An 18,683-nucleotide genomic window follows, 5' to 3' on the forward strand; every position below is an offset into this window, starting at 1 on the left:
GCACTATTTCTCCTCAGGTACGTTTTTAAGCTTAACCGGCTTAGCGCTACCTGTTTTCATCTTGAGGTTCAACATTTCAACCAGTACAGAGAATGCCATGGCAAAATAGATATATCCTTTCGGTATATGCTGATCTAAACCTTCCGCTAAAAGGGATACTCCGATCAATAGAAGAAAAGACAAAGCCAGCATCTTCACGGTAGGATGCTTATTAACGAAATTGCTGATCCCTCCGGCAGACACCATCATAACTATTACAGCAATTATCACGGCTGCTATCATCACCCAAATGTGGTCGGCCATACCAACGGCGGTGATTACAGAATCTAATGAGAATACTATGTCGAGAAGCAGGATCTGAAATATTACGCCGCTAAATGTAACAACTGTCTTAGCCTGCACCGCATGCTCGTCGCCCTCCAGTTTTTCATGTATTTCACGTGTGCTTTTGTAAATAAGAAAGAGTCCGCCAATAATGAGTATCAGGTCGCGCCCGGAAATGGCCAGTTTTTCGTACCATTCTCCTGAACTTAAACCAACCCAGTCTGCCATATTGAATAATGGAGAAGTTAGACGCATAATCCAGGTGAGCGACAGCAACAGCAGCACCCTGGTGATCATCGCCAGAGCAAGTCCAACCTGCCTGGCTTTCTTCTGCTGATTTGCCGGAAGCTTCGAAGCCATGATCGAAATAAATATGATATTATCTATTCCCAGCACTATCTCAAGTACTGTCAGGGTAACAAGGGAGATCCAGATCTCAGGATTCGAAAGCCATTCCATAGTTCAGTGTTTCTGCAAAAGTAATTAATTGCGGTTACTATAAACAAAAAAACCTCCCGGAAGTTCCGGAAGGTTTTAAAACATTTAAAGCAGTATTAAAGAAATTTCACCCCGCCGTAATTTGACTTGATGGTAATCTTTGAATCTGACCCTTTGCCCATGCTTCCCTTATAATTCTTCGTTGGGTTCCATGACTTTGTCTTGCTGGCGTCTGTCATCTGATTTACGAGGTTCATCTTTTGATTATTATAGTTGAATCCGGCATAGCTTACAGTAACATCAAAGTTAAAATCAGCGTTTTCGTCTATCCCGAGAGTAACCCCTGAGTAAGACGAATTAATGTTCAAGCTCTTGACATTTTTATCTACATCATCGATTTTAAAGCCGCTGGCATAAGCTAATTCGAAGTTCCCCCCATTGCTAAGCGTGGCAATTTTAGCATTGCTATATTTTATAGTCGCATTTATCTTTTCAGCACGCGATAGCTTCAGGCCACTGTATGACACATTAAGGTTTCCATTCGCGTATTCCTCCATGGTAGCTGAACCATAGCTTATTTTTACCTGGTTAGCCGGATTATCCAATCTTCCGGATTTAAAGGAACCGTAGGAACTACTAATATTTACAGGACCTGAAAAATCGGGAACGGTTGTACTACCATGACGATTATGTATGTCCAATGCATTTTTAGCCGGCATATAGATCACATAATTTATCTGCACACCGCGTCTTTCCTCTTTTCCATTTCTGATACGGGTCCAGATATTCATCGTGCTCTTTTCGATCGTTGTTTTAAAACTGATGAGATCATTCTGACGAAGATCGGTGATCTTTACTTTATCGAGCAGCTCCTGAGCACCATTATCAGTGGCTTCAAAAGCTTTTACCTCAACATCAACTTTTATTTCGTTCTTATTCCAGACGTGAACTTCAACTTTGCCATATTGGTTATTGATCGCAAGCTTATCGCTTTTATTCACCGAATAAGTTTTGCTGATGATCCTGCTTTTCTCCGCAGTCCCCACAAGCTCCCTAGGCTCCGGATCCGGCTCATCCTGACCTTCAACTATTACTTCAATATCTCCAACTTCGCTGCCGATCTGATCTGCAACAGAGGCAACAGCATCGCCTACTCTTTCGAAATCGATCTTATTTATTTCGAAAGCAACTGTTCTGAAGACATTTGAGATTTCTTTCGAAATATTCCGGGTATCGATCCTGATGGTATTATGCTTATGTTCCTTAACGTCGGACTGCCCCACTGCCACCTGCGCTAAAAGAAGACTAAGAGCTACGAGAGCAAGCTTCTTAAATCTGTTGTGTATCATCTTTTTGTTCTTTTTTAACCTTATTAATTTGTTGAATAACATTGAGCTGCTGATTTAACAATTCTGTTTGTATCTGCAAGTTCTGGATCATGGCCCTTACTGTTTCCTCCTGGTTAGGACTGGCTGGCAGATCACTCTTTAATTTCTGATAATTAGCGTCCATTTTGCGGATTTCCGCAGAGAACTCATTAAATAACTGAGGTTCTTCTTTTTCTATCTGCTTCAGCTCGCTTCGCTTAATTTCAATTAAGGTAGCGTAGTGGACCTGCTGCCTGGCTAACTGAGGGTCAATGTTACTCAAGTCCATCACCTCCTTTTTGTTGTACTGATATCCCCCGAGAGCCACAGCCACCACAACAACAACAGTAGCCGCTATTTTCAGCAAAAAGCTCAATCGTACTACCTTTTCCGTTTTCCTGACAGGGGAACCACTTAAGCGCTTCTCATCCAACTGCTTCTCTATTTTATCCCATAAAGCAGGAGGCGGATCAAACTGATCAAACTCCTTCCTATTATCCCTGACAAAATTTTCTAATCTATCATTCATCTTTAATCTCTCCCTGCCCCTTCCCCAAGAGGCATATTTTTATTTATTAATTATAACCTATTCCTTTGTTCCTCAATATTTCGGCAAGTTTCCTTCTCGCTCTCATAAACTGTGTCCTGGAGGTATTCTCACTGATCCGCAAAATATGCGAGATCTCTTCATGATCGTAACCCTCTAACAGGTACAGCGTCAGTACTACCCGGTAACCATCCGGAAGCTGTTGGATGGCCGTTCGTACCTGCCGCACCTGCAATTCCATTTCTTCATTGTCAGACATTTCCGTATCCGGGATTGCCTCCACATCCGTGTCATCAATTGATATCAGTTCTATCTTACGTTTACGAAGCTGGCTGATCGATTTATTGATCACTATCTGCTTCATCCACAGCCCAAAGGTTGTCTCCTGCCTGAAGTCTCCAATTCTTCCGAAAGCATCAATAAATGCTTCCTGTAATACATCTGCCGCCTCGTCCTGGTTGTTAACTATACGCATAGCTATGTTATACATAGCTCTTGAATAGAGCTTGTACAGGTCGTTATGCGCCTTTCTACTACCGTTTCTGCATTCGACGACAAGGTCATAATGCTGATCTACGTAAACAGCTTCCAAATTTTTACGTGTTTCTTATTCAAGAGACGCAGAGATTTTCCCGGCGTTGCATGAGGTGTGAGAAATATTGTGCAGATAGGCTTATTTTGCGTTAATTGGTGTTTTTAGCATATATAAAGTTCATTTCCAGATCAAATAGGGGCTTTTTTCAGCCAAATTCGCTGAAAAGATTTCCTTAGACCGGTGCTTCGTGTACTAAAGGTGTTATTATACTTAAATATACCAGATAAAATACTTCTGCAATAAGAAATGGATGAACGGACTAGACGCTGTGCAAGGAAAAAGGTCGTGCATTAACTACCAAGAAAACCATCAATCCTTTTAATCGCGTTGCTCAGCCTCTCCTTATCCGTTCCGGAAATCAAATAATATTTGGCATCCAGGGTTTTCAATTCCTTATGCCAAACTTCCATAAAATACTCCCGGAGATGGGGAAAATCCCGGAGAGGATCATCCTGCCAGGGCAGGTCGATATCCATCAGGAGATACAAGTCATAAGGGTGTTTTGGAAGCTCATCTAAAACTTCCTGGGGCGACTTCCCGAACATCTGGTCGCTCCAGATCTTTACGGTGATGAACGTTGTATCGCAGATAAGGATCTTATTTGCTTTGGGAAGCAGGCTCCTCTCAAGCTCCAGCTGCCCGCGAAACATATTTATTTCGTCTTGCCAGGTACATGGTTCAGTAAGAGCCGCACAATATTCACGGGCAAACTCCGGAACCCAGACCGTATGATAATGAGCTGCAAGCTGGGCGGAAATAGTGGATTTCCCCGTAGACTCGGGACCTACGACCGCTATTTTGAATATTGAACGGTCCTGGTTCATCCGGCAGCCTTAACAGAGTTTTTCGGGCCTTGGGAACGGAACTCACGACGCCATTCAACATATCCCATAGCGGCAATGTAAATATATAATGCATACATACCTGCAGTTAAATGAAGATCTTTGGCTACATACACGCCCACGTAAATTATATCTACAAAGATCCAAATCAGCCAGTTCTCTATGACCTTGCGCGCAAGGAAGATCTGTGCTACGAGGCTGCAGGCCGTACAAAAGCTGTCTACAAAAGGAAACGACGCGTCTGTGCCTTTATATAGAAAAGTGCCGAGGCCGGCTGTAAAAACAGCAATGCCAATAACCGATAATATTATTTCCTTTAGCGTTATCGTCGAAACCGGAACTTTTAATTCTAAATCCTTCCGGCTCCAGAAATACCAGCCATACAGATTCATGATAAGAAAATAAACCTGCAACCCCATATCTGCATACAGCCTCGCATCCCAAAAAATAAAAATGTAGATGATTACGCTGACTATAGCGAAAGGCCAGTTCAGGATCTTGTTTTTCGCTGCAAGATAAACACACAAAATCCCGGTGATGACCCCGAAGGTTTCAAGAATGTTCTGGTTTTTAAGCCAATCAGCTACGGAATCTGAGAGAGTAAGGAGGATCATCGATCAAATATACGTTGCTTCGCTTCGCTCGCAATGACATAATAACAATTGTCACTGTGAAAAAAGGAGAACGTCATTGCGAGCGAAGCGAAACAACTACCTTGCCGTATTGGGAGCCACACTAAAGCCTAGGCTGGCTTTTAAACTGACATCCGAAGTCAATGAACTTCTTAGTACGTATTCCATCCTTACTCTAACTGTCGAGCTCTTTATATAGTCGTCCAGCAATCTTGAATTATCAATATCCAGCATAATACTGTTGCCTACCGCGGTTCCAATATCATCCCGTGAAGCTACCAGAACTTCTGACGCGCTGTCACCTCTTGAGACGTATATGCGGATCGATTTGAATGCTCCCATATTTTGACCGGACGGACTGGTTGCATCGAGCCTTGCCGAAGCAATTCGCACATCCTTTATCGCATCAGTATTTGAACCTTGTCCGGTGAAGATCTGGTCGAAGCTACTCGCCTGACTGGTAGCAGATAGAGTAGTATTGACCTGGCTGGCGGCCGGGACAATTAAAGTAGCTGTGTAAGGAAATGATGAACGAACAATTGACTGTACTGCTGCGCATCCTGTCATAATAACTGCTATGACAAAAAGTAATACTAATGGCTTTTTCATTTCGTTTATTTGATTTAGGTCTGCGGTGCAAAATACGTTCCAATACTCACAGTATATTCATTTTTTAAACATTCGCGCTGCTTCAGGACCATTGCATAACTGAATTTCTGACTAACTTGCTGGCAACTGTGTGATTTTTTCCTTATTCTCCCAATAAATCCGCTAAAAATATCTAACTTTGCATCCCGACAAAACAGCCGGGATTTTTTGTTTCCACAGCATAGCAATCTCGTTTTGTAGAGTCTTTTCAAGAATCCAAACACGTACTATGCCATTAGATACCTCCATCCGCTCAGTTCTAATCATCGGTTCAGGTCCAATTATCATTGGCCAGGCCTGCGAATTCGATTATGCCGGTTCACAAGCTGCGCTTTCATTAAAAGACGAAGGAATTAAGGTTTCCATTATCAACTCTAACCCTGCCACTATTATGACAGATAAGGTTATTGCTGATCATGTATACCTTTTACCATTGACTTGCGAAAGTATTGAACAGATCCTGAATGAGCAGAAGATTGATGCCGTGCTCCCGACAATGGGCGGACAGACAGCCCTGAACTTATGTATAGAGGCTGAAGAAAGAGGAATCTGGGAAAAGTATAATGTGCGCATTGTTGGTGTAGATACTGCCGCAATAGAGAAAACTGAAAATCGCGAAGAGTTCAGGAAACTGATGGTCGAGATTGGAGTAGGTGTTGCGAAGTCTAAAATTGCCAATTCGTTTCTGGAAGGAAAAGAGGCCGCACAGGATATAGGTTATCCGTTGGTTATCCGTCCATCCTACACCCTGGGAGGATCAGGCGGTGGCTTTGTTCATAAAAAAGAGGACTTTGACCAGGCGTTAAGCCGTGGATTGCAGGCCTCGCCAACCCATGAAGTACTTGTTGAAAAAGCCGTTCTTGGGTGGAAAGAATATGAGCTGGAATTACTTCGCGATGGGAACGATAATGTGATCATTATTTGTTCGATCGAAAACTTCGATCCTATGGGAATTCACACAGGCGACTCTATAACTGTAGCGCCAGCTATGACCCTTAGCGACAGATGTTACCAGGAGATGAGAAACCAGGCGATCAAGATGATGCGTGCTATCGGAAATTTCGCTGGTGGTTGTAACGTTCAGTTTTCGGTTGATCCTACTACAGAAGATATCATTGCCATTGAGATAAACCCAAGAGTTTCGCGTTCATCAGCCCTTGCTTCGAAGGCGACAGGCTACCCGATCGCTAAGATCGCAGCTAAGCTTGCCGTTGGATACAATCTGGATGAAATAGAGAATCAGATCACCAAAACCACCTCGGCTTATTTCGAGCCGACGCTGGATTACGTCATAGTTAAAGTCCCAAGATGGAACTTTGATAAATTTAAAGGCGCTAACACCGAACTCGGACTTCAGATGAAATCCGTGGGCGAGGTAATGGCAATCGGGCGTACGTTCATCGAAGCTCTTCAAAAAGCTTGTCAGAGTTTAGAGACAAACCGTCTCGGACTTGGAGCTGACGGAAGACAAAACCGCAACCTGGAAGAGATCATGCACAGCCTTGAACACCCAAGCTGGGACAGGCTTTTCCATGTAAAGGATGCCATGAGCCTTGGAGTGCCTTTAGAATCTATCCGCAAGATCACTCATATTGATAAATGGTTCCTGACCCAGATCCTGGAACTGGTTAACCTCGAAGCAGAATTAAAACGTTATTCCCTCAACAATATTCCTACAGATTTCTTTACTAACCTGAAACAAAAAGGCTATGCCGATGCGCAAATTGCATGGCTTTTGGGAAATGTGACGGAAGACGAGGTTTACAAGCGACGCAAGGAATTAGGTATTCACCGGGTCTACAAAATGGTTGATACATGTGCTGCGGAATTCCCTGCAAAGACGCCTTATTACTACTCTACATTTGAGGATGAAAATGAATCAATTGTAAGCGACAAGAAAAAAATAATTGTTCTGGGATCTGGTCCAAATCGTATCGGGCAGGGGATAGAGTTCGATTATTCATGTGTTCACGGTTTGCTGGCGGCAAAAGAAGCTGGTTACGAGGCTATCATGGTCAACTGTAATCCGGAGACAGTCTCAACAGATTTCAATATGGCTGATAAGCTTTATTTTGAGCCGGTGTTCTGGGAGCATGTAAGGGAGATCATCGAGCTTGAAAAACCTGAAGGTGTTATTGTTCAGCTTGGCGGGCAAACAGCGCTTAAGATGGCTCAGAAGCTTCATGAAAATGGGATTAAAATCGTCGGTACATCTTATGATGATATGGATATCGCTGAAGACCGCGGACGCTTCTCTGATCTTCTTAAAGAGATGGATATTCCCTATCCATTGTACGGTGTTGCCGAAAGTGCAGAGGAAGCACTTGAGGTTGCTCATAAAGTAGGCTATCCGGTATTAGTTCGCCCAAGTTATGTACTTGGCGGGCAGGGCATGAGCATCGTTATAAACGATGAGGATCTCGAAAAGGCGGTAGTCAAGCTGTTAAGAAATCTGCCTGGAAATCGTGTTCTGATTGACCATTTCCTGGATCGTGCAGAAGAAACTGAATCAGATTCGATATGTGACGGGGATGATGTGCATATTATTGGCTTGATGGAACATATCGAGCCTGCGGGAATTCATTCCGGAGATTCATTTGCTGTGCTGCCACCGTTCAGCTTGCCGGAAAGTGTAATAAATGACATGACCGAATATAGCAAGAGAATTGCCAGAGCCTTAAATGTCAGGGGTTTATTAAACATCCAGTTTGCTGTCAAGGACAACAAAGTTTATGTAATTGAGGCAAATCCACGCGCTTCCAGAACAGTTCCTTTTATAGCAAAGGCATATGATGTTCCATACATTAATATTGCCGCCAAGATCATGTTAGGTGCAAACAAATTAAAAGATTTTAACATCGAAAGAAAACTAAAAGGCTATGCGATTAAAGAGCCTGTTTTCTCTTTTGATAAATTCCCCGAAGTGGAGAAACAGCTTGGGCCTGAAATGAAATCAACAGGAGAGGCTATCAGGTTTATAGATTCACTTGAAGATCCTTATTTCAGACATTTATATAAAGAGAAGTCGATGTACCTCTCTAAGTAGGAGTAATAAAGAGCTGAAAAACAAGAAAATGGCCGCCGGATTAAGATCTGGCGGCCATTTTTGATCTGGAGGTAGGTATTTCCTTATCTACCCAAAAAGTGCATTAAACACTTCCTCTACCTTGGCCACCGTATGTATTTCGATTTTAAATTTCTTCCAGTTAGGGTCATCAGATACTTTCTTTCCTGCCGGCAGGTTATATTTCGATATAAAGATTTTCTGAAACCCTAATTTCTCCGCCTCGGCGATCCGCTGCTCTATACGGTTCACCGCCCTTATCTCCCCGGATAATCCTACCTCAGCTGCGAAACATATCTTAGAATCTACAGGCATATCCTCGTGAGATGAAATGATGGCAATAACCACCGAAAGGTCGATCGCGGGGTCTTCGACCCTGAGGCCACCTGCTATGTTCATAAAAACATCCTGGGTGCTCAGCTTAAAACCACATCGCTTTTCAAGTACCGCAAGCAGCATATTCATTCTCTTCGTATCAAAACCCGTAGCAGAGCGCTGCGGCGTGCCATAGGCTGAAATACTTACCAGAGCCTGGGTTTCGATAAGCATCGGCCGCAGGCCCTCTAAAATGACCGAGATCGTTATACCGCTGAGCGGCTCATCGCGTTGGGAAAGCAAAATCTCTGAGGGGTTCGAAACCTCTCTAAGTCCGCTGCCCAGCATTTCATATATACCAAGTTCTGAAGCAGACCCAAACCGGTTTTTGACTGCCCGTAAGATCCGGTAAACATGATGCCTGTCGCCCTCAAACTGAAGAACCGTGTCAACCATGTGCTCCAGGATCTTTGGACCCGCAATCATACCGTCTTTGGTAATATGTCCGATAAGGAAAACAGGAGTACCGCTTTCTTTCGCAAAACGAAGCAATTCTGCCGTGCACTCCCTTACCTGTGAAACGCTTCCCGGGCTGGACTCAATGTGCGCCGAATGCATAGTTTGTATGGAATCAACAACAACAATATCCGGTTCAAGGGTCTCGATCTGCTTGAATATATTCTGTGTAGCGGTCTCTGTGAGAATGTAAGTATCAGCAGTCCCGGTAATTTTCGGGCCATCGCCTGAAGGGATATTCATGAGCCTTTCTGCCCTCATCTTGATCTGCTGCTCACTTTCCTCTCCGGATACATACAGTACTTTAAGGCCGGGCAGGTTGAGAGCTACCTGGAGCATTAAAGTCGATTTGCCAATACCTGGTTCGCCGCCGATCAATACAATAGATCCGTTTACGATCCCTCCGCCAAGAACGCGGTTCAGTTCCTTATCCGGGGTAATGAGACGATGCTCCTCTGAATAGACAATGTCATGAATTGCTGCCGGCTTATTAGAACGCTGCGTACTTGAAGAATTGCTCTTCCAATCAGGAACAGAGGTATTGCCTTTTTCTACTATTTCCTCGACGAAGGTATTCCACTGACCACATGAAGGGCACTTGCCCAACCATTTTGCTGATTCATGGCCACAGCTCTGGCAAAAGTAGGCGGTACGGGTTTTAGCCATTGCTTATACGTTTCAGTAAAGGTATAAATTTAACTAAAAATATTAGTACGCGATAAAACAAAAAATGCGCAATGATTACTCATATGCGCATTTCTCAAGTCTACAATTGGTTGTTATAGTTTTATTTCTTCCTCTTTAGAATTAAGGAAGTGGAACTCCGTAAGGTAATACGATGGTGAAGACTTAACGGTTATCCATTTACTGTACTTAAAGAACCATTTCCACTGGCGGGAAAACAATCCTTTTTTAATATATGCTTCGATATAAGGGTGCACACAAAGAGTAACATTCTTTTCATTCTGTTCATTAAGAATGTAATTCAGGTTATTCTCGATATCATCCATTAAAATGATGCTTGCCTTAATCTCACCTGTCCCATCACAGGCCGGGCACTTCTCGTTGGTTACTATATTCATTTCAGGCCTCACACGCTGGCGTGTTAGCTGGACAAGACCAAATTTACTTGGGGGCAGGATAGTATGCTTGGCGCGATCCAGAAGCATCTGTTCCTTAAGATAATCGAAAAGCTCCTTCCGGTTCTGCGGTTTGTGCATATCGATAAAATCGATAACTACTATACCACCCATATCCCGGAGACGCAATTGCCGGGCGATCTCCTTAGCAGCCTCCATATTGATCATCAGGGCATTTTGATCCTGATTTTCGGTATTGGCTGTCCGGTTGCCGCTATTTACATCGATAACATGGAGAGCTTCGGTATGCTCGATCACAAGGTAAGCCCCGCCGGGGAGATTCACAGTCCGGCCGAAAGCAGCTTTTATCTGCTTTTCGATACCAAAATGCTCGAAGATTGGCTCCTTACCACGATAGTGCTTTACGATCTTCTCCATTTCAGGAGAGATCTCATGCACATAAGACCTTATCTCTTCGTGAAGGGCAGGATCCTGGATGTGTATATTAGTAAAATCGGCATTTAAGATATCACGAAGAATAGTTGATGTGCGTCCCATCTCACCAAGGATTTTCTTTGACGGTTCGGTATGAGGAAGCCGTTTTGAAAATTTCTCCCATTTTTCGATAAGGTCAAGCAAATCCTTCTGGAGTTCCGCAACACCTTTTCCTTCAGATACGGTTCGGATAATGACGCCAAAGTTTTTAGGCTTTATGCTTTCAACGATCTTCTTAAGCCTGTTTCGCTCAGTATTACTTTTTATCTTTTTCGAAATCGAAATAACATCCGAAAAAGGAACGAGAACCGAAAAACGGCCCGCTATGGAAATATCCGAGCTTAGACGCGGACCCTTGGTTGAAATAGGCTCTTTTGCTATCTGTACCGGAAGCAACATGTTCCGGTTTAATATTTCTGAAATCTTGCCCGACTTATTAATGTCGGCTTCCAGTCTGAAACTATTAAGCAGTTTATCTCTATAACTGCCATTCTTTACAATCTTGGTAAGCTTTAACAGCGACTGGACTTGTGGTCCAAGGTCAAGATAGTGCAGGAAAGCATCTTTTTCATAGCCAACATCTACAAATGCAGCATTCAATCCGGGCATGATCTTTTTGATCTTGCCCATATATATATCGCCAACAGCATAATTGTTGTTGACCTGCTCTGTATTTAATTCTACGAGTTGCTTGTCCTGCAGTAAAGCAATAGTAACTCCGCTAGGAGATGAATTGATAATTAATTCCTTTACCAATAGCTACTGTTTATAATGCCGTGAACACGGCATTTGTTTAATACAAGGACTAATTTGAAAACGAACAGAAAACAGACAACCTCCAGCGCTGATGCGGGGAGGTTAACTGCGGTCGAGTCTTAAATAATCATATGAGGTTAAGCTCAGACAATTAATCAGACTATTTTTTCTTATGTCTGTTCTTTCTTAAACGCTTTTTGCGTTTGTGGGTAGCCATTTTATGTCTCTTTCTTTTTTTACCGCTTGGCATAATGTTGTTTTTTAATGTTTTCTAACTTAATTACTTAATTCGTTCACTTTGCGATCCACGAACTGACTCATATTCGGGTCGGCTGCAATCTCTTTGGTTTTTAAATAGGCCCCGATAGCTTCGGGTTTCATTCCCATGTTTTCATAACTTGAAGCAAGATAAAACCATGCTTCGGCGCTTGGTGCCTGAGCTATTACCGTTTTAAAACGCTCCACAGCTTTATCAAACTGACCAGACTTCATTGAGAATAAACCCAGGTTAAGGTTGGCCTTCAAATTTTCCGGATCGTCTTTTACAACCTCCAGCAGTAGTTGGATTCCCTGCATTGGATTTGGGGTTCCCGTTACATAGGCTATACCCAGGCCGGTTTTAACTTCAGGGGTATTAGGCTGAAGTTTATCTGCCTGTTGATAAGCATTGATAGCCTTTTGCACTAATGCCGGCTGCATCAGGGTGTCGGCGGTTTGCTGATATGCTTCTGTAAACTTGTCGCCCGTTTTTAACCAGGGTGTATAACCTGGCTCCTTTTGAGCGATAAGCTCATAGTAAAAAGCAGCTGGAGCAGGCTGACTCAGGTCGTCCCACTGCTGGGCTAACTGCTTTTGAAATTCAATCTTTTCTGTTTCGGAGGCATCCTTAAGAGCCGCCTCCAGATCAGAAACCTGTTTCTTAAGATTAGCAGTTAACTGCTGTTTGGAAACTTCAGAAACCTCTTCGACACTGAAGGACTTAACGGGAGCCGCTGCGGGAGTTGCCGTTGCAGCTTCATTACCTTCGTTCGGTTTAACAAGCCCTTGAATGTCCATAGAAAGCATAAGGCCCATCAGGACAACCGTCGAACCTACTACTATGATTTGCTTTCTATTTAACATCAGGATACTAATTATTTGTTGCCGCTTTTAACCTTCTCTACAAATACCTTGGCAGGCTTAAAGCTAGGGACGTAGTGCTCGGGAATGATAATAGCAGTGTTCTTTGAAATATTACGCGCAGTTTTCTTAGCTCTCTTTTTAACAACGAAGCTACCAAAACCTCTCACATAAACATTCTCTCCACTTACCATAGAGTTCTTTACCACCTTAAAAAACGCCTCTACCGCTTCCTGAACGTCAACTTTCTCAATTCCTGTTTTATTAGCGATTTCTGTAATGATTTCTGCCTTGGTCATGTCTGTATTCTTTATTTTTTTATCGTAAAAACTCAACTGTTTTGGGGTTGCAAAAGTATTGGTTTAAATTGAATTTGGGAAATAAATCTGCTTTTTTTTACAGCAAATCGCTATAAAACAAATAGTAAGATACTTTTGTACGCGTAAAATTGTTAATACTAAACTTTATATATGGATTTTTCTGGCGAGATAATTAACTGGTATATGCTTCACAAAAGAGACCTCCCCTGGAGACAAACAAGCGACCCATATATCATCTGGCTTTCAGAAATAATCATGCAACAAACACGTGTAGAGCAGGGTACACCGTACTTCATCCGCTTTGCAGAAAAGTATCCCACAGTAGCTGATTTTGCATCGGCAGAGGAGGGCGAAATACTTAAATTGTGGCAGGGCTTAGGCTACTATTCGCGCGGAAGGAACATGCACCATACCGCTCAAATAGTGATGGAAGAGCATGGGGGTTATTTCCCTAAAGACTACAATTCGCTGATAAAACTTAAGGGAATCGGCGAATATACAGCCGCGGCGATCTCGTCTTTCTCTTCTAATGAAGCCAAAGCAGTGGTCGACGGAAATGTCTTCAGGCTTTTATCCCGGTACTTCGGGATTGACACACCGATAAACTCAAGCGCAGGCAAGAAGCTATTTACTGAACTTGCAAACGAGCTCATTGACAAATCAAACGCCGGCATTTATAACCAGGCGGCAATGGAGTTCGGTTCGCTTGTATGCAGACCTAAGAATCCGGATTGTTTTCAGTGCCCCTTAAGGCCGGGCTGTGAAGCATACAAAACCGGGCGCATAAATGATCTGCCGATTAAAATTAAGAATCAGCGGATCAGGGAGCGCTATTTCAATTATATCGTTGTCCGAAATGAAAAGGGAATCTTAATGAATAAAAGAGGAGCTAACGATATCTGGGAAAATCTTTATGAACTTCCCCTTTTCGAGACTCATGAACGGCGTGAACCCCAAAACCTGATAAATCAGGATGATTTTCGGAAAGCGTTTGGTAATAAGGTTCTTATAAAATTTGTTAGCCCCGCAGTTAAACATATTTTGAGTCATCAAAAACTGTTTGCGACATTTATCGAAATCGAAAATTATTCAGAACAATTTGCCATCGAGAATGGTTGGTTCTATGTAAAAATAGAAGATCTGGAAAGTTTAGCGCAACCAAAACTAATATTTCAGTTCTTCGAAAATTTCCTTAAATTGAAAGATTGATTCAACTAACCAAAGAAGAATATGTCGGGTATTAACAAAGTGATTCTGGTGGGACATCTGGGAAAGGATCCTGAGGTCCGCCATCTTGAAGGAAACGTAACTGTCGCCAGCTTCCCCCTGGCAACTTCAGAAACCTATAACAAGGACGGAAAGAAAATTGAGCAAACCGAGTGGCACAATATTGTGATGTGGAGGGGGCTTGCGGATGTTGCGTCAAAATACTTACAGAAAGGGAAGCTGGTTTATATAGAAGGTAAATTACGTACCCGGTCGTTCGAAGATAAGGAAGGTCATAAAAAATACACCACAGAGGTTGTTGCCGAAAACTTTACCATGCTGGGAAGAAAAAGTGATTTTGATAACGGGCATGGAGATAACGGTACGAACACTGATCATACAACTCCGTCAAAAGCGGCAGAGGACCAACCGATGGATTATAACAAGCCGGGAAATGCCGAGGATGATCTGCCTTTTTAGTTATGAGCTGCGAGCAATGAGATATGTGCATTGACCTCTGAGCTATTGGAATCATCCGCAGACGATTACTTTTTCTGCATCTCCATATAATCTACTGTCAGGCCGGCAAGCGCCTTCACACCGAGCTTAAATGCACTCTCATCAATGAAGAAATCCGGTGTATGGTGCGATGTCGCAGTTTTAGGGTCCTTCCCTTTTGGCATCCCGCCCAGGAAGAAGAATAAGCCGGGAACTTTCTCCTGGAAAAATGAAAAGTCTTCGGCGCCGGTAATAGGCGGTATAAGCTTGACATTATCTGCTCCTGCGGTTCTCTGTAATGAGGGAAGCATCTTATCGGTTAGTGCAAGGTTATTGAATGTAACCGGATAGTGTGTACTGAACGGGATCTTAACTTCAGCCGTAGCACCTGCCGCTTCTGCCGTTTTAGTTGCGATGGTCTTGATCCTTTCCTCCATCATTTTGTAATCACCATCACTCAGGTAACGGATGGTGCCCATCATTTCAGCCTGCTCCGGAATGATATTGAACCTAACGCCTGAGTGCACCGATCCGATGGTAAGTACTCCCGCATTTTCAGTCACGTTTAGGTTTCTGCTTACAATAGTTTGCAAGTTGTTTATGATCTGGGCGGAAGTCACGATAGGGTCAACCGAGGACCACGGCGATGCGCCATGAGCTTGTTTTCCTTTTACAAGGATCCTTATATCGTCGGCACCGGCCATCATGCCGCCAGGACGATAGGTTAGCGTTCCCACTTCTGTCTGTGCCCAAATGTGAAGCCCGAAGATGACATCAACTTTCGGATTTTCAAGAGCTCCTTCGGCAACCATTAGCTTAGCTCCACCTTCTTCGCCCGCCGGCGCACCCTCCTCTGCTGGTTGAAAAATAAACTTAACAGTCCCTTTAAGATCAGCCTTCATCCCAGCCAAAATCTCAGCAACGCCCATCAGCATAGCTGTATGTGAATCGTGTCCGCATGCATGCATTACGCCCACCTCTTGCCCTGCATATTGTGTTTTGACGGTTGATTTAAACGGCAGGTTACCTCGCTCAGTTACAGGGAGTGCATCCATATCGGCTCGTAAAGCTACTACAGGTCCTGGCTTACCCCCTCTAAGAATGGCTACTACACCGGTTTTTGCAACACCTGTTTTAACTTCCAAACCCAGGCTCTGCAAGTGCTTGGCAACAATACCAGCGGTCCGGTTCTCACGGTTTCCAAGTTCTGGATTGGCGTGAAAGTCGCGCCGCCATTCGATTACTTTAGCCTCTATTTTATCGGCAGCGAGACTGAGTTTAACTCTGGAATTAACAGTCTGTGCAAAAGCGGGTAATGATCCAGAAAAGATAATAGCCGCAAGTAAATGTTTAATAGTGTTGCTCATGAGACTAAATGTAGTAAAAATCTGGGATTGTACTCCCGCCTACATTTCTTTCAAAACAACAGACATTTGAAACATTCGCTTCGTATATGTCTGCGAGCTTCTTATTTCAGCAGGTAATATATTTTCCTGTACATCTCCGGCAACGATGGTTCGGGATGGATCAGGTTGCCGTCAATCTTAACATTCTCGGGGTTGCCTTTAGAAATGTCATAGTCGAAAGTCAGCGTATGTACTTGCCCGTCTCCCAGGTCTAGAAAAAATTCATTTGCTTTATTGCTCAGTCTTAAAGCAACAAGTTCTGTTGACATAATCTGGTTGAAGGGAAATGTGTTTTTGAGATTCTCGCCATAGGAAAATGGTTGCCTTATAATAAAGCTAATATTCTTGGAAACGCCGTTTTCCTTATAGCTGATCTTAATATTATCCTTATTAAACGACCCGGCAAACGCGGTATTCAAACGATCTTTATTCTGATCGTCTTTTATGATTAATCTAAACTCCGGGCTGTCTACCGGACTGCATCCGCAGACGCTCATTGGGTCTTCTTTTGTGCAGCTAAGCCCCATTGTTAAAACAAACAGGCAGGCAAGGAACTTTTTCATAGAATTGAGGATGATTGTGAAACCAAATAGGATCTTTATAACGATACGCCTGATCTGGTTTAAATGCAACAGACTGGTAGCAGTTTATTCTCCCAGCTTAAATCGCCCTCAGGATCTGCCGCATTAATTTCACTTTTTCAATATCAGTCTGATACGGATACTGATCGCCGACACTATTCTGAATCATGTCCACGGGTGCTTCGGTCATCTTTGATTTGGCTGTGCTATGGAACTCAATCGCGCCGGTTTCTTCTATTATTCTCGGCAAATTAGCCGTAGTAATTCCCGATCCCGGCATAATGATGATCCTTTTTCGGGCTTTTTTTATAAGCTTAGCAAGCAATGGTATACCATCCTCTGCAGATGCTTCTCCGCCGGATGTTAAAATACGGCTAAATCCAAGATCAATAACATCCTCGAGCCCCTGCAAAAGATCATTGCAGCGGTCAAAAGCACGATGGAATGTAACCTGCATTGTCCCGGCTAAAGCCATAAGCTCCTCGCATCTTTCCGTGTCAATACTGCCGTCCGCTTTCAGTATTCCAAATACAACTCCAGGACAGCCGGATTCTGCGCAGCAAGCCACATCCTGCTTCATTACTTCGAACTCGTTACGGGAATACACAAAATCACCGCCTCTGGGACGGATTATTGGAAAGACAGGTATATTGAATAAGCTAATGCAGGTTTTAATCATCCCATACGAGGGTGTGGTCCCGCCTTCCGAAAGATTATCGCAAAGTTCAATACGATCAGCGCCTCCATCTGCTGCCGCGGAGACCGAAGCCAGTGAGCCTGCGCATATTTCAAGAGTATAGTTCATTAATAATAACTATTGCCCTTTATGAGTAATGCCTGATCGTTTTTATCACACACAGCAAAGCTAAAGCCCTTCTGGATCGCATAGGCTCCGTATTCCCCTTGTTTATTGATTGCCAGAAAGCCCACCTGGATATTCTTTGCCGTCTCAGGCTTCTTTTTAATGATCCTCATTACCGCTTCTTTGCAGGCATTCTCCGGCGAATAACCCTGACGCATTAATTCCACTACGAGAAAACTTCCAACATTCCTGATCACTTCCTCGCCCACACCGGTCGAAGTAGCTCCGCCGATCTCATTATCTACATACAAACCCGCGCCTATAATAGGCGAATCCCCAACGCGCCCATGCATTTTAAAGGCCATCCCGCTTGTGGTACAGGCTCCTGATATATTGCCTTTCGCATCAATAGCCAACATTCCGATCGTATCGTGATTGTATTTATTACCGGGAAGCTTGTCGGGCCGGAAAGATTTATTCTCAATATTTATTTCCGGCTTATATTCAGATTTCTTAAGCCATTGTTTCCAGGCCTCTTCCGATTCCGGAGTCAGAAGGTTTTCCTTTTTGAAGCCTTGCTGCAGCGCAAAATTCAGGGCTCCCTCACCTACTAACATGACATGAGGTGTTTTTTCCATTACCAGCCGTGCAACAGAGATAGGATGAACTATGTTTTCAAGAGCAGCAACGCTGCCGCAATTACCAAATTCATCCATGATGCAGGCGTCAAGCGTTACTTTGCCATCCCGGTCAGGGAAACCTCCCAGGCCAACGCTTTGATTGTCCGGGTCGGCCTCGGGGATGCGGACACCTTTTTCTACCGCATCCAATGCCCGTCCATTATTTCTCAGCACTTCCCACGCAGCAGCGTTGGCGGCAAGGCCAAAATCCCAGGTGGAAATTACAATGGGCTTGTCTGAGACGGGATTAGAATTAGGAATACCGGCTTCGCCGAATGAACTGTTTCCAGCCAGTATTGAAGCTCCGGCTAAAGAAGTGGCTTTAAGAAATTTTCGACGGTCTACCATGATTAAAGGTAGCGAATTGAGTGGGAATATATTGACACAAGAGCCAAGAATCAAGACCTATTTATACTTAGCATCAAATTTCTTCATCGATTTTACACTGGGCGT

19 protein-coding genes are annotated in these 18,683 nt (G+C 43.5%); 3 read left to right on the top strand and 16 right to left on the bottom strand.

All coding sequences use genetic code 11. The features are described 5' to 3' along the window. Positions 1 to 3: 3 nt before the first annotated feature. The 7 genes from P2W76_RS02710 to P2W76_RS02740 form a co-directional block, all read right to left on the bottom strand. Entirely contained in the window at positions 4 to 783 is a 780-nt protein-coding gene (locus tag P2W76_RS02710; RefSeq protein ID WP_276345944.1) for a TerC family protein, read from the bottom strand. 95 nt (positions 784 to 878) lie between these two features. Then, the gene (locus P2W76_RS02715) at positions 879 to 2,111 is read right to left on the bottom strand and encodes a hypothetical protein (protein WP_276345945.1); all 1,233 of its coding nucleotides are present in this window, start codon (positions 2,109 to 2,111) and stop codon (positions 879 to 881) included. Then, entirely contained in the window at positions 2,092 to 2,658 is a 567-nt protein-coding gene (locus P2W76_RS02720; protein ID WP_276345946.1) for a hypothetical protein, read from the bottom strand. The genes P2W76_RS02715 and P2W76_RS02720 overlap by 20 nt, the downstream gene beginning before the upstream one ends. Before the next feature lie 46 nt (positions 2,659 to 2,704). Continuing rightward, complete coding sequence (locus P2W76_RS02725; RefSeq protein WP_276345947.1) at positions 2,705 to 3,268, bottom strand: RNA polymerase sigma factor; 564 nt, start codon at positions 3,266 to 3,268, stop codon at positions 2,705 to 2,707. Positions 3,269 to 3,561: 293 nt separating this feature from the next. Then, on the bottom strand, positions 3,562 to 4,095 hold the full coding sequence (locus P2W76_RS02730) for an ATP-binding protein (RefSeq protein ID WP_276345948.1): 534 nt from the start codon (positions 4,093 to 4,095) through the stop codon (positions 3,562 to 3,564). Continuing rightward, positions 4,092 to 4,727, bottom strand: a complete 636-nt coding sequence (gene pnuC, locus P2W76_RS02735; protein ID WP_276345949.1) for a nicotinamide riboside transporter PnuC — start codon at positions 4,725 to 4,727, stop codon at positions 4,092 to 4,094. Before pnuC ends, P2W76_RS02730 begins: the two co-directional genes overlap by 4 nt. A 96-nt stretch (positions 4,728 to 4,823) precedes the next feature. After that, a complete protein-coding gene (locus P2W76_RS02740; protein WP_276345950.1) occupies positions 4,824 to 5,354 on the bottom strand; it encodes a hypothetical protein in 531 nt (176 codons plus the stop codon). A 268-nt stretch (positions 5,355 to 5,622) separates the two neighbouring features. On the opposite strand from P2W76_RS02740, the gene carB reads away from it, so the two are divergent. Continuing rightward, the gene (carB, locus tag P2W76_RS02745) at positions 5,623 to 8,439 is read left to right on the top strand and encodes a carbamoyl-phosphate synthase large subunit (protein WP_276345951.1); all 2,817 of its coding nucleotides are present in this window, start codon (positions 5,623 to 5,625) and stop codon (positions 8,437 to 8,439) included. 87 nt (positions 8,440 to 8,526) lie between these two features. Here the strand turns inward: carB and radA are convergent, their stop codons facing one another. The 5 genes from radA to P2W76_RS02770 all read right to left on the bottom strand — a co-directional run bounded on the left by radA (position 8,527) and on the right by P2W76_RS02770 (position 13,036). Beyond that, positions 8,527 to 9,954 carry a DNA repair protein RadA gene (radA, locus tag P2W76_RS02750; protein ID WP_276345952.1) on the bottom strand — a complete coding sequence of 476 codons (1,428 nt, stop codon included), beginning with the start codon at positions 9,952 to 9,954 and terminating at the stop codon, positions 8,527 to 8,529. Between the two features lie 113 nt (positions 9,955 to 10,067). Then, on the bottom strand, positions 10,068 to 11,618 hold the full coding sequence (locus P2W76_RS02755; protein WP_276345953.1) for an Rne/Rng family ribonuclease: 1,551 nt from the start codon (positions 11,616 to 11,618) through the stop codon (positions 10,068 to 10,070). 160 nt (positions 11,619 to 11,778) lie between these two features. Further along, positions 11,779 to 11,868, bottom strand: coding sequence for a hypothetical protein (locus tag P2W76_RS02760; protein ID WP_008506795.1), 90 nt, complete (start codon positions 11,866 to 11,868; stop codon positions 11,779 to 11,781). A 26-nt stretch (positions 11,869 to 11,894) separates the two neighbouring features. After that, complete coding sequence (locus tag P2W76_RS02765; RefSeq protein ID WP_276345954.1) at positions 11,895 to 12,740, bottom strand: tetratricopeptide repeat protein; 846 nt, start codon at positions 12,738 to 12,740, stop codon at positions 11,895 to 11,897. A gap of 11 nt (positions 12,741 to 12,751) precedes the next feature. After that, positions 12,752 to 13,036 (bottom strand): HU family DNA-binding protein, encoded by a 285-nt coding sequence (locus P2W76_RS02770; protein WP_276345955.1) that lies wholly within the window; start codon positions 13,034 to 13,036, stop codon positions 12,752 to 12,754. Positions 13,037 to 13,207: 171 nt separating this feature from the next. Here P2W76_RS02770 and mutY point away from each other — a divergent pair, with 171 nt between their 5' ends. Next, positions 13,208 to 14,266 (top strand): A/G-specific adenine glycosylase, encoded by a 1,059-nt coding sequence (gene mutY / locus P2W76_RS02775; RefSeq protein WP_276345956.1) that lies wholly within the window; start codon positions 13,208 to 13,210, stop codon positions 14,264 to 14,266. A gap of 21 nt (positions 14,267 to 14,287) precedes the next feature. Next, entirely contained in the window at positions 14,288 to 14,743 is a 456-nt protein-coding gene (locus tag P2W76_RS02780) for a single-stranded DNA-binding protein (RefSeq protein ID WP_276345957.1), read from the top strand. Between the two features lie 65 nt (positions 14,744 to 14,808). Here P2W76_RS02780 and P2W76_RS02785 read toward each other — a convergent pair whose 3' ends face one another. The 4 genes from P2W76_RS02785 to P2W76_RS02800 form a co-directional block, all read right to left on the bottom strand. Next, entirely contained in the window at positions 14,809 to 16,128 is a 1,320-nt protein-coding gene (locus P2W76_RS02785; protein ID WP_276345958.1) for an amidohydrolase, read from the bottom strand. 101 nt (positions 16,129 to 16,229) lie between these two features. Continuing rightward, positions 16,230 to 16,730 carry a hypothetical protein gene (locus P2W76_RS02790; protein ID WP_276345959.1) on the bottom strand — a complete coding sequence of 167 codons (501 nt, stop codon included), beginning with the start codon at positions 16,728 to 16,730 and terminating at the stop codon, positions 16,230 to 16,232. Positions 16,731 to 16,827: 97 nt separating this feature from the next. After that, complete coding sequence (locus P2W76_RS02795) at positions 16,828 to 17,553, bottom strand: copper homeostasis protein CutC (RefSeq protein WP_276345960.1); 726 nt, start codon at positions 17,551 to 17,553, stop codon at positions 16,828 to 16,830. Beyond that, a complete protein-coding gene (locus P2W76_RS02800; protein WP_276345961.1) occupies positions 17,553 to 18,578 on the bottom strand; it encodes a N(4)-(beta-N-acetylglucosaminyl)-L-asparaginase in 1,026 nt (341 codons plus the stop codon). The genes P2W76_RS02795 and P2W76_RS02800 overlap by 1 nt, the downstream gene beginning before the upstream one ends. Positions 18,579 to 18,683: the final 105 nt, after the last annotated feature.

It is taken from the genome of Daejeonella sp. JGW-45, assembly GCF_029360805.1.
Taxonomy (GTDB): Bacteria; Bacteroidota; Bacteroidia; order Sphingobacteriales; family Sphingobacteriaceae; genus Daejeonella.